Genomic DNA, 19,888 nt, shown 5'->3' with positions numbered 1-19,888 from the left:
CCTCCCTTATAACCAGCCCCGTTCAGCAAACGAGACGATATCCATTCCGCCGATGACGAGGTGGTCCAGGAGACGCACATCCACAAGGTCCAGAGCGTTCTTCAGACGCTCTGTCACCCGTCTGTCAGACTGGCTGGGTTCGGCATGGCCTGAAGGATGACAGTGAGCAACAATCAGCGCTGCTGCATTGTATTTCAGGGAGGCCTTCACCACTTCCCGTGGATGGACTTCGGTATGGCTGATGGTGCCTTTGAACAGCGTTTCGTGCGTAATCAGCCGGTGCTGGTTATCCAGCAGCAGCAGAACAAATGCCTCTCTTTCCTCCATTGTCAGCTGAAGACGTAACCAGTCACGTACTGAGCTGCTGGAGGTAAATGACGCGCCGGGCTCGCGTAACTGGCGCTCCAGCAGAGCCAGCGCCTCGCGGATGGTCTGTTGTGCGGAGGCTGTCAGTTCATACGCAAACAACGGTAACTGTTTTTCCATGGTGCAGGACCTCAGTCGATGATGTACATAATGGCGTTGCGTTCAGGATGGTTCAGCGCGTAATCCCGCAGACGGTAATAATGCTCCGTCATGGCATCACACTCCGTGCGGCAGGCATGGTGGCTGTAAGCCATCAGACAGGATGCAATCCCGGCAGCTTCAGCACTCATATCAGCGCCGTTACCACTCAGGATATTAAACAGCGACCAGGGACCTTCATTCTCTTCCGGAGCCATGAAAGCACCACCGTTGCTGAGAGTGTAAAAGGCCCAGACGCCACCGTTGTAATCCGCACACAACCGGTCCATCCAGGCAAAAATGTGGGGTTCGAGGGTTATCCACTGCGGGATACGGCCAAAATGCTGAGGCCAGAAACGAAGGCGCTGTTCATCTTTAACAGGTGTGGCACAAAGAGTGTCTGTCGGAATGGTGTTATCCGTTAATGCGTTGTTCATGATTAATAACTCCGGAAATAAAAAAACCAGCCGGTCAGAGCTGGCGGGAAAGGCTGAGACTAAAGTCTGTTAAGACCGGTCAGGACCTGCGGATGCCATAACGTGCGATGTAGCGATTCAGCATCACTCCGGCTTCAGGTTCAAAGTTCCATGCCCGCCAGACCATCACACCTTCACAACGGATAACCAGACGAAAATGCATCCCCTGGTCGTCTTCAATGGCGATATTGTCATATTGTGCTGCAATGCCTGAGGCCTGCTCACGCGTAAACGGGCCGGAGGGAAGGTGTGGGTGGCTTTCTGTGTTCACGGGTATGTTTCTCCTCGTCGAAGTCATGCCTGTCCCAGCAGTTCGAGCATATTCTCTGCCATCACCCACAGCGCACGGTTAAGCTTCACATCGCCGTCGATACCGTTCACAGCACGGGTACGGTTGCTTCGCCCTTGTGCGGTGCGCCCCGAGAGTCCTCCCTTCATCAGGTTCTCCTGCACCCGCTGATACACCGTCCAGAGGTCATCACTGCGGTCTTCGTAACGACGTGGCGTCAGTATCTGAGCAGTAGTTACGGGGTGGTGGTCTTCACCAAAACGATAGTGCAGAGCAGCCCTCGCCATCGCCTGCTGCGCTGGTGGCGGTAACAGAGCCGACTGCATGGCATCACGTTTCTCCTCAACCCGGTCAAATATCCCCAGTACCTCATAAGCCCCTTCAATAACTTTCTCCACCACATCCCCTTTATGTGGCACCCGCACTTCGCCGAATGACTGCCCGCAGACCAGCCCGTTGGTGCAGACGCCACGAAACAATCCCGGCAACATCTGATAGCTGGGTGAGCCATCATGTGAATTGAGGAGGATAATTTCGGGAACCTGATGTCCGGTAAGTTGCCCGGTACGACGCAGGCGCAACATATGTTTGGTGTGCTCCCGTCGGCCCTGGTCACGTACGCGGGTCTGGCAGGCAAAGAAAGGCTCAAAACCTTCCCGCTGCAGATTATCAAGAATAGTGATGGTCGGTATCCAGGTATATCGGTCACTGCGGGATTCGTGTTTATTCTCACTAAAAACACTGGGGACGTATTGCATTAATTCTTCACGGGTTAACGGGCGGTCGCGCCGTACCTGATTTACCCGTCCAAAACGACTGGCTAGTTTCATGATGAGCTCCTTAATTTATCTCTTTGCACCAAACGGCTTAACCTCAGAAGAATAGATATATGCTTCGAGGAATAACGGATTTTCACCAAAGTAATATAGGTTCAAATTTACCCATAACTTAATAAAAAAATCCCAAACATTATATGTGATAACTCCAGAGCAATTTGATGGCTAAAAAGGTATAAAAATCATGAATATCGTTAATTCCTTCCTTTATTGCAACTTCAACCCCGGACTAAAGAACAGTGGCGTTTGTCTATGTATGTATATAGATGTGTATATAGATGTGTATATAGATGTGTATATAGATGTGTATATAGATGTGTATATAGATGTGTATATAGATGTGTATATAGATGTGTATATAGATGTGTATATAGATGTGTATATAGATGTGTATATAGATGTGTATATAGATGTGTATATAGATGTGTATATAGATGTGTATATAGATGTGTATATAGATGTGTATATAGATTATATGATACATATCGACACATATAAAACAATGCCTGTAGATTAATAAACATGAGAACATATGTAATTCAATACATTGAAACAAAAAAACATTCCATCACTAATACAACAACGCTCATGTATATAACTCGGTAAGTAAACATATACCGTATGCATAATGCATATGAACAATACAAGCGTAGAGAAAGTGATTTAATTAAATAATCAACTCTACTACGACTAACACTTTCGAAATATAAAAAGGAAATAAATAGTATGTACGAATATATCACCTCTCACGGAAAATTGAATCAATACCATTTAAAGAAAATAGAACAAACTATTGATAAAGCATTAAGTGAACACCCAAGAGTATTGGCTGTAAGAATAGATTTACATACTCCTGTTCTCAAACCATTAAATGACATGCCTGATGAGGCGAATTTCGCAAGGACAGATTCATCAGTAATATCCCGCTTTACGGATTCTCTGAAAGCAAAAATTTCACATCATCTTAACAAACGGGAGAAAGAGGGTAAACGCGTTCGTAAAACATCATTACGCGTTGTCTGGGCCAGAGAGTTTGTACCTGATTCACATAAGAAACATTATCACGTATTACTGTTACTCAACGGGGACACTTTCAATACACTGGGAGCGTACGATAGTAAAAAAGGTACACTCCTCCGCCTTATACGTGAGTCATGGATGAGTGCTGTCAGTTTCATATATCCCCCCGATAAAGAGTTAGTCCACACACCCAGGAATCCTTGTTATTACCTGAATGCAAAGGATGGCAAGAAAAGTGAGTCATATGGCTCGCTGATTTACCGGACAAGTTACTTTGCAAAAAAGAAAAGCAAATGCTTTACAGATGGTGAACGTAATTTTGGATGTAGCTTTAAATAATGGCATCACAAATTATCTATTTCCCCATGAGCAAAACAGACCAGTACAGGGCTGTTCATGACTCATATCTGTACAGTATCAGGTAGCAAAACAATCCTGACTAAAAAATATCAATCCAAATAAAGCTAATTTGGCCTGATGGTTTTCTGGTGTATTCCAAATAGCAGCCAGGTAGCATATTCTCATTACCGGAAGGAGATATCCTTTAAATAAACCTGACATGAGAGATAAGATATGAGTGTTGGATGTTCGCTTAATGATAGAAATAACAATCCTGTAAATTTTTTTCCTCCCATTTTAAGAGATGCCGTGGAGGAGATAGAAAGAGAACTACAGGCTCCGGTAGAACTCATTGAAACAGTTGTTCTGGCTGCTGTATCACTGGCATGCCAGGGGGTAATAAAAATACAACATCCAGACGGGAGAGTGAGCCCTTGCCCAATGTATTACACCGTTATTGCTGACTCTGGAGAGAGAAAAAGTGCCGTATTTAAATTAGTCACACAACCATTTTTTGATTTTGAAAAGGAATCACGTCAAAAATATACGTTATTAATGCTGGATTACAATGCAGAACTTCAGTCATGGAAAAGTCAGGAGAAAGCACTATTGAAAGTGATTAGTAAAAAAACCGAGAAAGGAATTGATGTTGAATACGATACTCAGAGCATGAAAGAGCTTTACCGAAAAAAACCGCAACCACCCGCATTGCATAAGTTGATCTACAGTGATACGACACCAGAAGCGCTACAGCAGGGACTCTGCAGTCATGTGCCTTCATCGAGTCTTATGTCGGATGAGGCCGGTATTTTCTTCAAAGGACGTGCAAAGAATAACCTGGGATTTTTAAACCTTTTATGGGATGGAGCTCCGTTTGATATAGAACGAAAAAGTGGCAGGTGTAGTATGGATGAATGTATGTTTACAATGTTATTAATGATTCAGTCCAGTGAGTTTAAAAAATATATCAAACTTCAGGGGGATTATGCAGTAGGCTCAGGGTTTCTGTCCCGTTTTATGATAACCGGAGTAACTTCAAAAAGAGGTCACCGCAGCTCTGTTAAGAATAACAGTAAAAGTAACACCATCAGGTTTCATGACAGAATAAAGGAACTACTGCTGCTTTCTGAAGAGAGGTACAAAAATAATAAAAAGCATAAATATCTATACTTATCCGAAGAGGCTCAGTCAGCACTCGGTTTAGTATATAAACATATTGAATCACGTATACTTAAAGACAGAGAGAAACATCCTGTTGTAGAAGGCATGTTGTCTAAGATGCCTGAAAATATTGTCAGACTGGCTGGGGTTTTTCATCTTTTTAGTGATGAGCACGGAAATGAAATATCTGAAAGAACCATTCAGGCAGGTGCGAAAACAGCGTATTTTTATTATCAACAGGCTCTTGATGCTATCTCATCATGCTCAGATTCAATAGAGCATAACGCTGATATATTGTACAAATGGTTATTAAAATACAAGGATCCTGATGTTAATTACCCTCAAATATTAAACACTCCCACCATTCTGAATAAAATGATAGTAAGGAGAAAAGGCCCATATGCTCTAAGAAACTCAAGAAAACTTAACGATGCGCTAGCTTATCTGGAAGAAGATGAGAAAATAAGAATTGAAAAAATTAAAAATAGTAATGGCAGCACCAGCGAAATAATACATATCCATCGTCATTGATGTCAACTGCACTGCTATCAGTTGCTACCAGTAGCAACTGATAGCAGTGATTAAGATATGTTGAATATTTCAAATGGAGTGGCAATAAATTGATATATATGATGTTTTTGAAAATATATAAAAACTTTTTTTATAAAAATATTATTTTCAGGGATGGTGTTCCAGGCGGGAAAAACATCAGTTATCACTGTCACCTCCGGACATTATCATATTAATTTTATACTATTCTAAGTTTGCAAAGAAAAATAATGCCCTTCCCTGGTCAAGTGTTAAGCATACTTGTGAATACATGAGATATGGAAGGGCATTGGAGATGCAAAAAGTTATTTTTAAATCAATTAATTAACGCTTATTCTTATTTCGAATAAATTTATCATAATTGTCCCGCAGGTCGTCCAATAACCATTTATCGATTCTATTACGTAATGTGTTTTCCCTTTTTATTGGATCTCCCTTCCATTTTTCGGAATTGTGTTCTCCATCAAGTTTTACAACGAGTGGGATAATGGTATCAATGAATTGCCTCTTGCTTTCCCAACCACCTTCAGGGGAATGATCGGACAGCGCTGAAGATATATATGGCTTTAGATAATCGAGATCTTTTAATTTTTTCTTTCCGCCAAGGCTTGATGCTGATTTTCTTTTAATTCTATCAAACCTTTCATTTAATCTAAGCCAATCACCAGTCTTTGCTTTATCATTTCTGTCTGCGGCGTAGGTGATATAAAGTAGTGCATAAAGTAAAAACTCGCAACTATCTTTTTTATTGCCATTTGATAAAATATACTCACTCCAGTAAAAATCCTTAAACCCCATAAAAAGATAATGTAACCAGAAGTTTTCATCCACTAATTTGATAATTCCAGAAATTCGACCGTCAAACATTTCTTTCTGTATACTGGCCCGAGCCTCAGCGTAAGTTTTTTTATAGACATACGGTTTTGGCACAATAATTCCATTAACATCATTAAATTCCTGTAGTAAACGGAAATTATCTGGATGGGATTCATCAACAATTCTCTCCGGCAGTACCTCCTCGATGGTCTTAAATTCCTCAATAACCTCATAAGCTTTTTCACGCATTGTTATCAGTTCATCGTATTGGACTGAACCTTTCAGCTTTGTTACTAACGCTTCAAGCTTCTCTTCAAAAGCCTTGCGTATGTCTTGATATATTTCATCCAAAGAATCGCAACTCACATTATCCATAAAAAGTAAAGCCCCCTGAAGTGATTTAACTGCTCATTTACTTAAGGCCTATTGTAGCCTGGCATTTGTTGGCAACATAGTCCCTGTCTAAAACGCAAAAAAGGTATTGATTATGTCTCAAAGTAACTCAACACAGCAGACAGTAAAGTATGTAAATCCAGCTAAAATGCTCAGGATCAAAGATGTCATGGAAAAGCTAGGCATCGCTCGTGCGACCATCTATGACTGGTTAAACACCAAATCACCACGATATGATCCAACTTTTCCCATCCAACGTCGCCTGGGCACTAAATCAGTTGGCTGGCTGGAGTCAGAACTGGACGACTGGATAAATAATCGCCCGATGTCAATCTGATATTGTAGCTGTAATGCTAATACCATCTATTCAATATTTATTGCTGTTGCCAGATCAACTCATGTCAGCATATAGGTAAGTTAACGATATATAAAAAATCGCTATTAATTCATGATCCATCCTGAATGATGATACTTATAATATCCGAAGGTGATTTTTCTTCGCACAGTTATATTTTAAAGGTAAAGTTTAGAAAAAAATCAGTCTAAACTTCAAACAACTCCAGATATTGTATATTTACCGAAAGAGAATTAATAATGAAAGAACATGCATCAGTATTTAATCATAAAAATAATAATCACATGTCAGATACAGACCTCACAAAAGATCGCCTCGTTAATATGGCCTTTATTACTGCTTACACTGGATTAACAGACAAATGGTTTTATAAACTCATCAAGGACGGTGAATTCCCGAAGCCGATTAAATTGGGCCGTAGCTCCCGCTGGACTGAAAGTGAAGTAAAGACATGGTTAAAACAGCGTATGGAAAAATCAAGAGGAAACTAACCATGCATGCAAAACGTAGAGGCAGAAAAAGCGTATTACGCTTCCATCGGGAACAAGGATCTGGCAGCCTGAACTCCCGAACTTAACTCACTCCAGGAAAACCGGGGCGGTTCAGGCGTGTTTTTTCAAAGACCAGACGGATGACATCGGCTTCCAGTCGCTGACGAGCCTGAACAACGGCGCTGGGTGCCACAAAGGGACGTTTACCAGGCAGAAGAATATCAAGGTGTGAGACTATCTGGTTCATGGACAGGGAACGAAACAATGCCATTCCGGTCACGGCCCAGACCATCATCTCCATCGGAAGCCGACGTTTGCGAATAGTGACGATACCTGTATCGGCGAGGCATTCATCAATGAGTTCAGGTGAAAGCAGTTCAGAAAGCGCAGAAAACGCCTCCGGTGTAAAATTATGAACGGTGTTGAGTACCTGACTGAGAAGCATAAAAAAATCCGGAAACGAATGAACATTTCCGGATTCTTACACAGCCACTGGATCGGTCAACCGATCCTTAACTGATCGGCATTACGCCGATAGTGGCGGGTTTCTTTTATGCGCTGGTCTTTGCGTCGCTTCCTGTGCCATACAGCACGATATTTGAGGTGTCTATCTCGCTTTCAAGCTGGCGTAAGTCGAAGGCACTTTGAAGTCTGAGCCAAAACTCAGGCGTACTGCCTAGCGCAGCAGATATTCGAATGGCAAGTGCGGGAGTTAATGCAGTTTTTCCAGCCAGAAGGCGAGATACGGTTGCTGGCGTAACCCCAATATTGAGAGCAAATCGACAACCGCTAATCCCCATATCAGCTAAATCCCTGGCGATCATCTCTCCGGGGTGGGAGATTTTAAACTGTCTCATCAATGATAATCCTCATAGTTCAGAAGGTTCGTGGATGACGGCGCGCTGCCGCTGGATAATAACCGGTGCGAACGGGCGATCCGGCAGGTGGTGATGGGGCGGAATACGTGGCTGTTCGCCGGATCGTTGCAGGCGGGGCATCGTGCTGCTGCCATCATGAGCCTGCTGGAAACAGCGCGGCTGAACGGCGTGGAGCCGTATGGCTGGCTGAAATCGGTGCTGGAGCGCCTGCCTTCATTACCGCAGGAGAGGCTGCACGAACTGTTACCCTTCGCGAAAAATCTCCTGATCGACTGACTGGAACTGTGGAATGCAGAACCGGTCACTGTCGTCAATGTGCGTTCACCGGAACGTTACATTCAATAACCTGATCCTATTGTTTGAGAATTATTGATTACCATAATCAATAGGTATAAACAAAGAAAAGTGTTAAATAAATCGTTTATAACGATTATACATTTTGGCTAAATTTTATATATTATGTGTCAAAATATAATGTTTTTAGTCAATAATGATTCCGCGGTGGATTTTAGTAAAATTCTGGCGCGAAATGCAGTAGTGGGAAAAGCAGGTTCCGTTCAGTATCAGGGCTGAACTGACCAAGGGTGGGGGGCAAACACTGATGGTTACCTTCAGCATTATTAATCTCATCTAGGATGCAACGGTTATTTTGCACACTTCTGACAGAGGTTTTGGGATATTGATATCTTCTTCAGCCCCAACAGCTTGGATCCCGATGAACAACCCGGCCACTCTTGGCTGTGTCAACGGCAGCGTCATTGAAAGTCATTTTCTGGCCAGCCTGAAATGGCGCACCTACGCAGCTCTGACCAGAATAGGTGCTTTTAATGCATCGGCTAATGTTGATGTCACCTTCAAATAACCTAAGGGGCTATTAATGCTCACTACACCCAATATGCTGGCTGATGTATATTATGTTTTTCAACCCATGTTCGGTCGTGACGGAAATATTGTTGCCGTAGAGTGTCTGACCCGTCTAACGGACGCCCCCTTGCCCATGGAGGAATTTTTTCGTCAGATATCTGTCACACTACGCTCGCAGATCCTTCTGCAGCAGATTTCGCTTGTTGAAAAGCATCGGTCGTGGTTTCATCAGAATGATATTATTGCTACAGTGAATGTTGATGAATCAACATTACAGATACTGACTGATGACGCTATAATACAATGGGTAAGAAAAATCGGTTGTCTGCATTTTGAAATGAATGAGTTTTCTGAATCGCTGGTGAAATCCGGGTCAATCATTAACACTCTAAATAAAGAGTATTCACTCTGGATGGATGATTTCGGTGCAGGGTATGCAGGTTTTATGGCATTAGAAAATAATTCATTTCAAAATATAAAGATTAGTAAAAACCTTCTGTGGAATTTATCTGCGCAGAACGGCGGGCAGGACCTGATGTGTGCATTATTAAATTACTTCCATGTAAATAATTATAAAGTGGTCATTGAAGGTGTTGAGACTTTGCACTATGTTTCATGGTTAAAAGATATGCCATGGTTCGCTTTACAGGGATATCTGTGGCCAGAGAAAAGGATTGATGAACTTATCACGACACCACAGAGGGTAAAAACAGAAATTACACTATGAGTGTTAACTCTACTCCGTTTATAGTTCACTCCTGATCACAGAAGTAAACATGTTTATTAACGGAGCTTATGATGGTCGAATCTGGCCGTAGTAAACCGTGAATTTGTGCTCAAATTAAACAGGGAAGTAAGTTCGGAACATCTCGGAATAAAAGATCGGGTTGTGTGAGATATGCACTAGGATAAATATTTAAGAAATGTAGACCATACGTAGGATATACGGATGAAGAAAATAAAAATCTACACTGAAGATAATATTTCAGGAATGGCAATCCAGTTATTTATCAGCAGTATCAATAAAAATATTGATGTATTACCTTTCTCTGAAAGTTGTAACTTTAAAATAGAGAATCACACCAGCAGTATAATTTTTTTTAATTTAGCAAAAGATAACTTGTCCTGCTATGAGAAGATCAAGTTTATCAATAATAATTTATTGAATCCTGTTGATTCTGTACCTGTATTCATAGTTGATAATGTTCAGTCCTTTCCATATTATCGACTAATCCTCTTTTCAAAAATAATTGTTATAGATCTTAAATCTCCGCTTTCAGATTATCAAAAAATACTTGACGGAGTATATCATCGATATATTTACATTCATACTTTAACACAAAGGGAATTAATTATTTTCGACTTAATATCCAGCGAATATGATTGTAAAAAAATATCTTCAATTTTAGATGTTAATTTTAAGACAGTATATTCTCATAGGTTGAAAATCGTAAGTAAACTTAAATTAAAAAACACACATGACTTATATAATTTTATGGTCAAGTTAAAAGCCGATGATGAATTAAATTTTGAATAAAAATCTATCTCAATATGACTTTATTCCAGACGACGAGACCACATGCAAAATGTAACAAGGCTTCGTCATTTTTGCCCTTCTTTTCCCATCGGGTCAGATCCGGCGAAAGTAGTTCTTTAGGCAACCCGACGATGTAATTTAAAATCAGAGTGTTTGGCATTTTCTGCCCACACTGCCAATAATTCAACGCTGTCAGATTTGCGGACCATGCTCTGCTATCAATCCCCCGCATAGATTTATATCCGTCATCCGGTATCAACCCCACGGTGGAAGGATTAACGCGGAATAGGCAGGCGGCATCAGCGCCTGTTTCCTGCCCCGATGTGACAGGCGAGATAATCTCTTTCTGATTTTTTTAGATTATTCATGGGATTCCGTAACAAAAAAGCCAATGGGTAACTCCATTGGCTTTTTCGTCTGAACGCGGCTTAGTTGTACTCGATGGTAAAGGTGGCGGTCGATTTTATATTGCCGCCTTTAATTGTCGAGCCAGTGCGATAGTAACGCGCCTTCAGCGGCAACGTTAGCGTATTGGACTGGTTAGGAATGATACGTCCGGCATTGACCGCATCACCATTCTTGATCGGCTGGGTCGTATTGCCAGTCAACAGCTGGATGGCAACGCCGGATGCGGTGTTGGCACCAGGTTCGGATTTGATCACGCCAGGAGCATTGGAAGCATCCTGCGTATAGTCAAAACGTACATTGACGATCCCTTGCCCCGCATTGCCCGGCAACAGATCCTCGCCAATGCCACCAACGCAATTAATATTGATATCAAATGCCTTTTCGCCCTGCGTTGAACCTACACCACCAAATGAGGCTGCGGTGACGGTATCCAGATTAACCACCTTGTTCTTGGAACCGCTGTCCACGTTACAAGTCGATGTAACGATTGTCAGACTGTTGGCGTCGACGATCGATTCCAGCATCGGTAAGTTCCGTCCAGAGCCATCCATATAATAAGTCGTGTACTTTCCAGGGACCAGTTGCCCAGAACCGGTTTGTGCGGCGGTTTTAACAATGTCGATCTTGAAATAACCACCGTTCAGGTTGACAGCAATGTTGCCGTTCAACCGCAAGGTATGGGGATAATAGGTACTTATACTCCCCGCTTCTCGGTATAAACGAATCCCGATACCTGGAATATTGGTACTCCACACATTGCTGAAGCTCGTCGGGCTGCCCTGGAGGATCTCCCCAATCGCGTTGCCGCCATTAGTACAACTGCCATACCTAGAGACCGGGTTAATCGTGAACTGAGCGGTGACCAAAGTATCCCCAACCTGGCTGCTTGGTGTAACCAGCACACGCCCAAGATTCATGTTGATCACTTGCGCCTTGTAGCCATTATTGACGTAACAGGCGGCATAAGCACTCTGACCACCTGCCATTAGCAGTCCGAGCAGCATCAGGCATTTCGCTGCCGTTTTATTCAGCGATGGAACACATGTATACTTTATCATTTGCAACTCGCTTCAATAATTTCGTAGTCAGTATTATTAATTTGCGCCTTAGCGCTGTAGCTGACAGAGCACTGCTGCGTTGGCTGTGTGCCCCACTTAATTTGCAACAAACCTTTCTGAGCTTCGGTACGCAAGTAGATACGGCTGCCCTGCCCAACAATGCCGACCACCTGATTACGGGTATCCAGCACTTCGGCGCCAAACGGCAACGCGTTGCCATCAGAGCCGAGTGCATGAATGATCAACGCCTGGCCTTTCGTTGTCTTGAATTCCAACCGGGCAATCGCACCGGCATAGGGTGCAACCTGTTGGCTGCTGCTTTCCAATTCAACGTCGCGCGACATGCCGCTCGGATCGAGCGTTACGCTCGTCATGCGATATGGCGCAACATAAGGAACCACTGCATAACCGTTATCATCGATACGAACGCCTGACGAGTTGGTCACAATCGCGCCGGCGGCGTCCGGGGCTTCCACCAACACCATGGTCTGCCCGCGTTGCGGTGTCAGTGTGACACCACCGCTATGGGCAACGACGCTACCCGATACGCCGATCGAAGATTGACGGTAATCTTTACCATAGCTGTAGGACCCGTTCATCGTGGCAAAACGACTACGGTATTCACCGCTCACACTACTGTTAGTCCCGCCGGAACGATCGTTGGCCAACGTGGCACTATAGCTGATGTTGTTGTCTTCGCCGGTTGAACCATTCAGGCCCACACGACTGCTGTCGTAGCCGTTGTCGGTATAGCCTAGTGAACTATTCAGGCTCAGGGTCTGCGAACCGACGCTGAATGGAACCGACAATGTCAGGTAATAACGAGTCTCATCTCGGTTATACATATCCGTGGTACGCATAGCGGAAAGGCCATAGGTCACACGACTGTAATAGTTGTTATAGCCCACCTGGTATTGCTTGGTGCTCCCACCACGGTTCCAGTAATCACGCACCGAACCGGTGATGTACAAGGAACCGTAATTGTCCCCCAGCCCTTGGTTCAGCGTCAGCTGGTATTCGCTACGCTGGCGGTTAACCGCATCTACGCTCAATCCCTTGCGTTCATTGTCTCGGGAGTAGACGGCATCCTGCAAAGATAGGTAGCCGGAAGTTGAATAGCGATAAGCGGCGATAGTGAAGTTGGTATTAGTTTCGGCCATCAGTTTGCTATAGCTGAGCTTATAACTCTGTCCTGTCTGATCACCTTGCTTCAGTCGGGTATTAGACTGCGTTACGTCGAACGCAAATGCGCCGATCGGTGTCGCAACCGCGCTGCCCACCAGCACTGCGCCATAGCCATCACTGACGATCCCACCTGTGTATCCCGTAATAATGTTGGTAAAACCGCGCTGATAAGTCGCCTGGAACATATCGGGTTCCTTGCTTAAATTATCATCGCGTACTCGACCCGCGGTTATTGCATAACGCTGAATGCCTGGACGAAGCATCTGCGCTACCGAAGCATAGGGAACACTGAACTGGCGTTTGCTGCCATCGGCCTCATTTATGGTAACATTCAGATCGCCGCCGTAACCCGTAGGATAGAGATCGTTGATGATAAACTCGCCCGGAGCAACGGTAGTTTGATAGATTAGCTGGTTATTCTGGCGTATTTCCACCAGAGCATTGCTTTGCGCGACCCCACGCACAACCGGCGCATACCCGTTCAAGGAATCAGGCAGCATGCGATCATCCGTGGCGATCTGAACACCGCGAAAACCTATGGAGTTGAAGAAATCACCGCTGGTGTAACTGTCACCCAATGTCAGCATGCCGCGGATAGACGGCATTGCCCGCTGCGCGTAAGTCGCGGTATTTTGCCAATGAGTGCTGTCGTTAGAACGCCAGTTCACGTTGGAGTCATGACGCAGTTGCCAACCAGCCACGTTCAGCCCGGCGTTCAAAGTTAAGTATGCATTAGTTGAATCAGAATTGCTGCCGTTGGCGGAGCTGTGAGTATTGAACGCATTGAAGTTATACAACAAGCTGCCGGCGGTAATGCCACGATCCCAGAAGCGCGGATCTACATAGCCGCGAGCGCTGCGCCGCAGCGCCGCTTGGGGGATACTGATATCCATGCGCAGTGTACTGGTGTCCAAACGGTAATAGGCTTCAGGCACCCACTGAGCCAGAGTTTTGCACGTCTCGGTATTAACCGCAGGGTCCCCGCTCATTGTCGCGGTGTCTACACCAAACTCATCCAACGACAGTAGGGTAAAGCAGGTATCAGCGCTGTTTTTTCCCGGCACGTTTTTAAAGTCGATGTTTTTTTTGCCTTTCCACTCGCCGTTCACATACACGTCGAGCGAATATTTTCCCGCTAAGATCGGGTTACCATCACGGAAGCGTGAAAGATCCACACCTTGCGCTTCCCCAACCAGGAAGCTACTGTTAAAGGTCGCTTCAACCGGTGCCGTAGGCTTTTTGCTATCAGCCCCTCCATTCGCCCAAGACGCTGCAGGGGCCGCCATACAGAGCGCGCTGCCGCTTAACAGTAGAATCGATTTATAATTGGGCCACGCCATTTTAATCGCTGCAGAGATAGGTAACTCTTTCATATAAAGCATTCCTTTACCAAATTAAGCCCGCTCTCTGAAATAAATTGTTCTGGGCCTGAAACTCTGTTCCAAGAATTACTTTTGCTTATTCTTAGTACGGGACACGCGTCCGCCAAAATCATTAATGGTGGTGTAAGCAATATCAGCAATACGCGTGATGTCACCGGAGAAGGACAATGTTTTTTCCTGCCCAGGTGCCAGCATGTCACCGTTCGGGGCCAATGGCACACGTTTTTGATTTACGACTGCATTAATCTCGGTAAATGACACATAGTACGGCGTTGGGTTTTTCACGCTGACGCCCGCAGTGCTGAAACGCCACTGCAGTTTTTCGGGTGCATCATTCGCTTCCCCCGGCAGACCAGTAGGCCGATATAACAGTTTTACGCGGGAACGGAATGCCACCTGTAAATAGTTTTCAGGTGCACTATTGTTAGCCCCGGTTGGTGCTGGCGGGATCTCCAGTACGTTCAACCAGAACAAGGATTCTTTGTCTTGCGGCAAACTCGCCGTGGTCAATGAAACACGCAGCGCTTGGCCGGTAGTCGGTTCAACACGGCTGATTGGCGGTGAAATGATAAATGGCGCTTTGCTGTTTTCTGGTGTGGTTTTTGCGTCGCCTTCATCAATCCAAGACTGAATAAGTGCCGGTGAAGCACCATTATTTGATAATTGGACGGTAACTTCCCGTTGCTTCCCCGGATAAATAATACGAGTACCGTTAATAATGACACTGGAAAAAACGCTGCTGCTGAACAACATGGCGCTCAGCAATAGGCTGTATTTTTTAAATGAGTTCTTCATTATATTATCGCTACAGTAAGGGAAAACGGTGGGGACATAACATCCCCACCGGGATAAGAATATTTCTTAAAGAAATATTACTTACTGATAAATAATGGTGTACTGGACGGTAGAAGTTACATCACCGGCGCCGGCAGCGCTGGTAGCGTAATATTCAGCGTAGTAGTTCAGGTCAGCAGAGTCACCTTCGTTAGCAACGGTAACCCACTGGGAGTTCTCCTGCGCGCCATTAGTACCAGCAGCAAGGATTGGCAGGAATTGGTTGTTGCTGCCCAGCAACTGAATCTGTACGTTAGTTGCAGCGTCAGTCTGCGCTTGGTTATTCAGACGGCCAGTATTGAAATCAACAGTAGCGCCCGGCTCGAAATAAGTAGCCACATTGCCTTTAGAGCAGTCGCTCAGATTGATCGCGAACGGAGTACGGCCAGCAGTTGCGCTCTGAGCTGCCAGAGTAGAGGCAGAAACAGTTGGCAGAGTTACGGTGAAATCTTTACCGCCTGGGGTGGATATAGTACAAGTTTGGTCAGTCACTCTACCATTGAAAGTAATAGTCCCGTCAGTAGCTTGAGCTGAGAAAGAAGAAATTGCAGCAGTGCTTACAGCCAATGCCAATACAGCAGACAGTTTAGAGATTTTCATATTTAGACTCTCGATGAATTAATACGCTTATAAAGTACATTCAGCGATGCTACTCCTTGTCAGGAATGAAGCACGATGAATCCATTGCTGGACAGAATATAGTCTAAGTGTATTCAGAATGTTAAATCGTTTAAAACAATCGAAAACCACTCATTGTTAGGGGGGGGGCCTATCAAGAAATGACTATTGATTGGAATTGCAATAGCAAAAATAGGAACAATCTGCTTTTAAACAAGATTAATCGTCCTGTATTTTGCGAAAATACATAAAGGTAAGAATAATATTCCAATATTTTACATTTAGCAACATGTTTAAATGTTTCGACTTTATCACGAATTGCACGTTAAATGGTCTGCCAACACGCTTCGTAAGTAACGCCTAGTGAACTCACATCTTCAAATTTTTTCAGCCCTGTAGCATCGTGGTTATGTTTATTCCCTAAGACAAAAAGCATGCCCCCACACCACCACGTAAAAAATTCAGCATGTCCGTAACTGGTACGTCAGAGGCCTTGCCCTGATTCATATTGTCTCCTGTAAGGTCTTCTCGCCCCTTCGCCTGCCGGATAACGACTTGTCTGCCACTCTGCCACCGGCGCTGCCGGAGGGAATGAAAGCCGAAGCGGGCTGGACGGCGGGCAACGGGAAGCGGAACGCGGTGAAGCTGGTACGGGAGTAGAGCAGGATGACAGAGCTGGAAACACAGTTGCTGAGCGCATTAGAGCAGTTACCCGGTCACTACCCCTAACCGTATCGGGGCTCTGTACGCTATCGAATCGGAGATCCGCGGCAGTCCGGCAGAAGAGCGACTGACCGCCAGGAAAGCCAGAAACATGCCGTTGATGCAGTCACTGTACGACTGGATACAGCAGCAGATGGGCATGCTGTCGCGTCACTCAGATACGGCGAAAGCGTTCACATACCTGCTGAAACAATGGGATGCCCTGAACGAATACTGTCGCAATGGCTGGGTGGAGATAGACAATAATCTGTGTGAAAACGCCCTCCGGGTGGTTGCGCTGGGGCGGCGTAACTATATGTTATTCGGTTCTGATGGTGGTGGCGACAGTGCAGCAGTGATGTACAGCCTGATCGGTAGCTGTAAACTTAACGGCATTGAGCCGGAGGCCTGGCTGCGGCACGTGGTCAGCGTCATCAATACATGGCCTGCCAACCGCGTGAAAGAACTGTTGCCCTGGAACGTAACTCTCTCTGTAAACTAATTTTTACCCCACGTCCTTCACGGTGCGCTTACGCTTCAGCTTCCATTTGTTCAGAAACTCGCTGATATGGCGATCAACCGTCGTCTGATGCAAGTAAAGTCTGAGCAATCATGGCTGAACTCCAGCCCTCGGAGGTCAGAAGAATGGCTTTAATACGATCGCAAACGCGCTTATCACGACTGGAGCCATGAAGACGTTCAAGTTCAGCTTTTTACTGGTCAGTGATAAAGATTTTTATGGTGAACGGCATGATCCCCTCTTGCTTGAAAATCAAGCATCTTCAATGATCACGGGTATATACCCTACAGATTGAAATTGAGCATAAATTAATAAAAATATTTACAGATCCAGATGTATAATAAAATATTTTCAGGAAGAAATGATGTCGTTTATTAACACCCCGTTTATTGCTGTTAAATTTACTGTTCTGGTTTCAGTTTTTACGTTCATTTTGTGGTGTTTTATGCCTGTCCAGACGTTGATTCATCTTGTTCAGGAAGGAGAGTTCATTGAGAGTCTGACATTGTATTTTTATGCTATTGCTCTGATAGTTATAACTCTATCCCCTTCATTCGCAGGTAGAAAATGGACCCGGTGGTCAGTCATTTGTGTATTATTTACAATGATGGCTCGTGAATCTGATTTGCATAAATCGATTAATGGAATGAGTATGCTTAAACTCCGTTTCTGGACCGGTGAACTGCCCTGGCAGGATAAAATTATGGCACTGGTGATTTTGCTGCCGATTGTTCTGGCCTGTTTACATATTTTATCCTGCCACGGGCGTAGGGTCTGGTCGGCGGCAAAAGCACATGAAGGGTACGCAATCACTGTTGTGACTTTTATTTTACTTATCATCGTGACTAATATTATTGATCGCTCCCTTGGTATTCTGAAAGAAGTCTTAGGCTGGCATGGCCCTGCATGGCTGATTGCACTGCAGACTTCTCAGGAAGAGTTTCTTGAGCTTTCTTTGCCTCTTCTGGTACTGATGGCTGTTTTTCAGTATCGCCGTGGTTCCTTGCATTTTCATTAAACTGTTCCATTTTCAGACGACTCAGCAGTACTTCAAGTTCATGCATCACAGCAATCCCTCATAGGCACTTAGCATACTCACCTGCTGTCATAGAAGGGCATGGTGCGCCGGGACGGTTTGCCAACCAGATAATGCTGAACACAGCCGGTGTGGCGCCACCAGCACTCATCATCCAGTGATGATCCGTATCGAGACCGGCTGCCCGCACAGAGTCTCGGGAACACTGTAACGATTGCCGCCAACCTTGATATAGCTGTCCCAGGACACATGGCGGATGTCGAAGTAGCTGGTATCGAAGTCCGTATCCGGCAACGGCTGCAGATGCTCCTGTTCCAGCGCGAAGCGCTGCTCTGGTGTTTGTCTGAACTGGCGAAGCTCCCGTTTATCAGCAACATCAGCCATCCACTGCTCCAGTTGCTGGTTTACATGGGTGAAGCTGTCGAATCTGCTGTACCGGACGAAGAAGTTCTCCTTAAGATATTTCACCATCCGCTCCACTTTGCCTTTGGTTCTGGCTCTGCGCGGACGGCAGGCCCGTGGCAGGAAGCCATAGTGGTCGGCCAGCAACAGGAACCCGGAGTTGAACACCACCTTTCCGTTGTTATTCTTCATTACTGCAGCTTTCTGGTTATCAACCAGCACGGTTTTCACACTGCCACCGAAGTACCGGAAGGCGCGGACCAGCGACTCATAGGTGTGTTCAGCATCCTGTTTTGGTGCCGCGAAGACATGGAAGCGACGGGAGAACCCCAGCATATTTACCGCGAAGTTAACTTTGCATCGCTGTCCTGCAACCTCCACTTCGATTTCGCCCCAGTCGTGCTGCAACTGGTATCGTCATCTGGCACTGGGTGTGGCAGGCTGGATGCGTTATGTCAGCGGCACGGATGAGCTGCTGGCGATTGAATCCATTTTCGGTGACCACCTGACGAAGCAGCAGGGTTTTGTTGATGCGGTAAAACGTGCGTATCAGCGGTTACTTGATGCCGGTGCCCGTCAGGCCGTCGCCGCACTGTAATCCCGGAGATCTTATGAAACAGTTTCTTTGCGAAGACTTTTTACTGCACAATGACATCACCCGCCGTCTTTATCATGCGTATGCGGCGCAATCAGGCTCTACAATCGAAGAAAGAAGCTTTGGGGTAACCATTTTTTGGTCCCGAGGGTACTTTGTCGATACGGTAGGCCTAAATAAGAGAGTCGGTGAGTCTGGAGTTACAGGGGAAAATCAACTTACAGAAGCCACCTTCTTAGAAGGTGGTCTTTTACTTATTACGGTTCATAACACGCCGCAGCAGCCAGGTAAACCCCATTACCATGCTGAACAGAATAAACAGCAGCAGCACCCAGGTGACCGAGATTTTCAGCAGGGTACTTAGCGTCATACAGAGCTGAAGATACACGGTGAATGAGTGCTCTAACGGCTTTCCCAGTAGCGTCATGATGCCATCCGTCAGCCATACAATTACCCGACAAACCAACCAGATAATCGCTGGCCAGCAGAGCAAAACCAGAAAGGTGAAACGCTCTTGTATGTAATTTATTAGTTGGCGCAAAGGAGGCCAGTTAATCAGAATTTTCATTTATATTCTCATATTGCCAGCCGGTAACATGCATTATTCGTCAAAAGACGTTACCGGGTTAGCGTCCATACA

At 45.1% G+C, this 19,888-nt stretch carries 19 protein-coding genes and 7 pseudogenes; 11 read left to right on the top strand and 15 right to left on the bottom strand.

Annotation, left to right across the window (positions count from 1 at the left end; all coding sequences use genetic code 11):
* Positions 1-6 precede the first annotated feature (6 nt).
* From radC to HV037_RS05075, 4 genes are all read right to left on the bottom strand, one after another.
* Positions 7-486, bottom strand: a complete 480-nt coding sequence (gene radC / locus HV037_RS05090; RefSeq protein WP_049238640.1) for a DNA repair protein RadC — start codon at positions 484-486, stop codon at positions 7-9.
* Positions 487-497: 11 nt separating this feature from the next.
* Positions 498-941, bottom strand: a complete 444-nt coding sequence (locus HV037_RS05085; protein ID WP_049238643.1) for an antirestriction protein — start codon at positions 939-941, stop codon at positions 498-500.
* Positions 942-1,020: 79 nt separating this feature from the next.
* Complete coding sequence (locus tag HV037_RS05080) at positions 1,021-1,278, bottom strand: DUF905 domain-containing protein (RefSeq protein WP_049238645.1); 258 nt, start codon at positions 1,276-1,278, stop codon at positions 1,021-1,023.
* On the bottom strand, positions 1,275-2,099 hold the full coding sequence (locus HV037_RS05075) for a DUF932 domain-containing protein (protein WP_049238647.1): 825 nt from the start codon (positions 2,097-2,099) through the stop codon (positions 1,275-1,277). The genes HV037_RS05080 and HV037_RS05075 overlap by 4 nt, the downstream gene beginning before the upstream one ends.
* A gap of 732 nt (positions 2,100-2,831) precedes the next feature.
* On the opposite strand from HV037_RS05075, the gene HV037_RS05070 reads away from it, so the two are divergent.
* Together HV037_RS05070 and HV037_RS05065 are read left to right on the top strand one after the other, a co-directional pair.
* Positions 2,832-3,464: an inovirus Gp2 family protein gene (locus tag HV037_RS05070; protein ID WP_049238458.1), complete on the top strand. Its 633-nt coding sequence runs from the start codon at positions 2,832-2,834 to the stop codon at positions 3,462-3,464.
* A gap of 234 nt (positions 3,465-3,698) precedes the next feature.
* Entirely contained in the window at positions 3,699-5,156 is a 1,458-nt protein-coding gene (locus HV037_RS05065) for a YfjI family protein (RefSeq protein ID WP_014837274.1), read from the top strand.
* A gap of 342 nt (positions 5,157-5,498) precedes the next feature.
* Here the strand turns inward: HV037_RS05065 and HV037_RS05060 are convergent, their stop codons facing one another.
* Positions 5,499-6,365, bottom strand: a complete 867-nt coding sequence (locus HV037_RS05060; RefSeq protein ID WP_044350485.1) for a hypothetical protein — start codon at positions 6,363-6,365, stop codon at positions 5,499-5,501.
* A 112-nt stretch (positions 6,366-6,477) separates the two neighbouring features.
* Here HV037_RS05060 and HV037_RS05055 point away from each other — a divergent pair, with 112 nt between their 5' ends.
* Positions 6,478-6,720: an AlpA family phage regulatory protein gene (locus HV037_RS05055; RefSeq protein WP_044350487.1), complete on the top strand. Its 243-nt coding sequence runs from the start codon at positions 6,478-6,480 to the stop codon at positions 6,718-6,720.
* 302 nt (positions 6,721-7,022) lie between these two features.
* Positions 7,023-7,229, top strand: coding sequence for an AlpA family transcriptional regulator (locus HV037_RS05050; RefSeq protein WP_047725194.1), 207 nt, complete (start codon positions 7,023-7,025; stop codon positions 7,227-7,229).
* Positions 7,230-7,353: 124 nt separating this feature from the next.
* Here the strand turns inward: HV037_RS05050 and HV037_RS05045 are convergent.
* Positions 7,354-7,674 (bottom strand): annotated as a pseudogene (locus tag HV037_RS05045) (transposase domain-containing protein); the annotation flags it as partial.
* Between the two features lie 106 nt (positions 7,675-7,780).
* Positions 7,781-8,086, bottom strand: coding sequence for a HigA family addiction module antitoxin (locus tag HV037_RS05040; protein WP_042933968.1), 306 nt, complete (start codon positions 8,084-8,086; stop codon positions 7,781-7,783).
* A gap of 24 nt (positions 8,087-8,110) precedes the next feature.
* Between HV037_RS05040 and HV037_RS05035 the strand changes: the two are divergent.
* The 4 genes and pseudogenes from HV037_RS05035 to HV037_RS05020 form a co-directional block, all read left to right on the top strand.
* Positions 8,111-8,383, top strand: a pseudogene (locus HV037_RS05035) (transposase domain-containing protein); the annotation flags it as partial.
* 373 nt (positions 8,384-8,756) lie between these two features.
* Positions 8,757-8,969, top strand: a complete 213-nt coding sequence (locus tag HV037_RS24515) for a fimbrial protein (RefSeq protein ID WP_071846151.1) — start codon at positions 8,757-8,759, stop codon at positions 8,967-8,969.
* Positions 8,970-8,984: 15 nt separating this feature from the next.
* Complete coding sequence (locus HV037_RS05025) at positions 8,985-9,698, top strand: EAL domain-containing protein (RefSeq protein ID WP_042933967.1); 714 nt, start codon at positions 8,985-8,987, stop codon at positions 9,696-9,698.
* A gap of 222 nt (positions 9,699-9,920) precedes the next feature.
* Positions 9,921-10,508 carry a LuxR C-terminal-related transcriptional regulator gene (locus HV037_RS05020; protein ID WP_047683733.1) on the top strand — a complete coding sequence of 196 codons (588 nt, stop codon included), beginning with the start codon at positions 9,921-9,923 and terminating at the stop codon, positions 10,506-10,508.
* A 4-nt stretch (positions 10,509-10,512) separates the two neighbouring features.
* Here the strand turns inward: HV037_RS05020 and HV037_RS24510 are convergent.
* The 5 genes and pseudogenes from HV037_RS24510 to HV037_RS05000 form a co-directional block, all read right to left on the bottom strand.
* Positions 10,513-10,675 (bottom strand): annotated as a pseudogene (locus tag HV037_RS24510) (IS5/IS1182 family transposase); the annotation flags it as partial.
* Positions 10,676-10,936: 261 nt separating this feature from the next.
* Positions 10,937-11,974: a fimbrial protein gene (locus HV037_RS05015; protein ID WP_181500197.1), complete on the bottom strand. Its 1,038-nt coding sequence runs from the start codon at positions 11,972-11,974 to the stop codon at positions 10,937-10,939.
* Positions 11,971-14,532 (bottom strand): fimbria/pilus outer membrane usher protein, encoded by a 2,562-nt coding sequence (locus tag HV037_RS05010; RefSeq protein WP_181500196.1) that lies wholly within the window; start codon positions 14,530-14,532, stop codon positions 11,971-11,973. The genes HV037_RS05015 and HV037_RS05010 overlap by 4 nt, the downstream gene beginning before the upstream one ends.
* Positions 14,533-14,607: 75 nt before the next feature.
* Positions 14,608-15,336: a fimbria/pilus periplasmic chaperone gene (locus HV037_RS05005; RefSeq protein WP_042933963.1), complete on the bottom strand. Its 729-nt coding sequence runs from the start codon at positions 15,334-15,336 to the stop codon at positions 14,608-14,610.
* Between the two features lie 81 nt (positions 15,337-15,417).
* A complete protein-coding gene (locus HV037_RS05000) occupies positions 15,418-15,975 on the bottom strand; it encodes a fimbrial protein (RefSeq protein ID WP_044349215.1) in 558 nt (185 codons plus the stop codon).
* Between the two features lie 748 nt (positions 15,976-16,723).
* On the opposite strand from HV037_RS05000, the pseudogene HV037_RS04990 reads away from it, so the two are divergent.
* Positions 16,724-17,197: pseudogene (locus HV037_RS04990) on the top strand (transposase); the annotation flags it as partial.
* Positions 17,198-17,230: 33 nt separating this feature from the next.
* Here HV037_RS04990 and HV037_RS04985 read toward each other — a convergent pair.
* Positions 17,231-17,447 (bottom strand): annotated as a pseudogene (locus HV037_RS04985) (helix-turn-helix domain-containing protein); the annotation flags it as partial.
* 129 nt (positions 17,448-17,576) lie between these two features.
* Between HV037_RS04985 and HV037_RS04980 the strand changes: the two are divergent.
* On the top strand, positions 17,577-18,233 hold the full coding sequence (locus tag HV037_RS04980; RefSeq protein WP_125295935.1) for a hypothetical protein: 657 nt from the start codon (positions 17,577-17,579) through the stop codon (positions 18,231-18,233).
* A gap of 87 nt (positions 18,234-18,320) precedes the next feature.
* Here the strand turns inward: HV037_RS04980 and istA are convergent.
* Positions 18,321-19,067 (bottom strand): annotated as a pseudogene (istA, locus tag HV037_RS04975) (IS21 family transposase); the annotation flags it as partial.
* Here istA and HV037_RS04970 point away from each other — a divergent pair.
* A pseudogene (locus HV037_RS04970) lies at positions 19,060-19,251 on the top strand (fructuronate reductase); the annotation flags it as partial. The pseudogenes istA and HV037_RS04970 overlap by 8 nt on opposite strands.
* Positions 19,252-19,498: 247 nt before the next feature.
* Here HV037_RS04970 and HV037_RS04965 read toward each other — a convergent pair.
* Positions 19,499-19,816, bottom strand: coding sequence for a hypothetical protein (locus HV037_RS04965; RefSeq protein WP_014837258.1), 318 nt, complete (start codon positions 19,814-19,816; stop codon positions 19,499-19,501).
* Positions 19,817-19,888: the final 72 nt, after the last annotated feature.

It is taken from the genome of Citrobacter sp. RHBSTW-00017, assembly GCF_013797615.1.
Taxonomy (GTDB): domain Bacteria; phylum Pseudomonadota; class Gammaproteobacteria; order Enterobacterales; family Enterobacteriaceae; genus Citrobacter; species Citrobacter braakii.
This window is presented reverse-complemented; position numbering and strand designations above follow the sequence as displayed.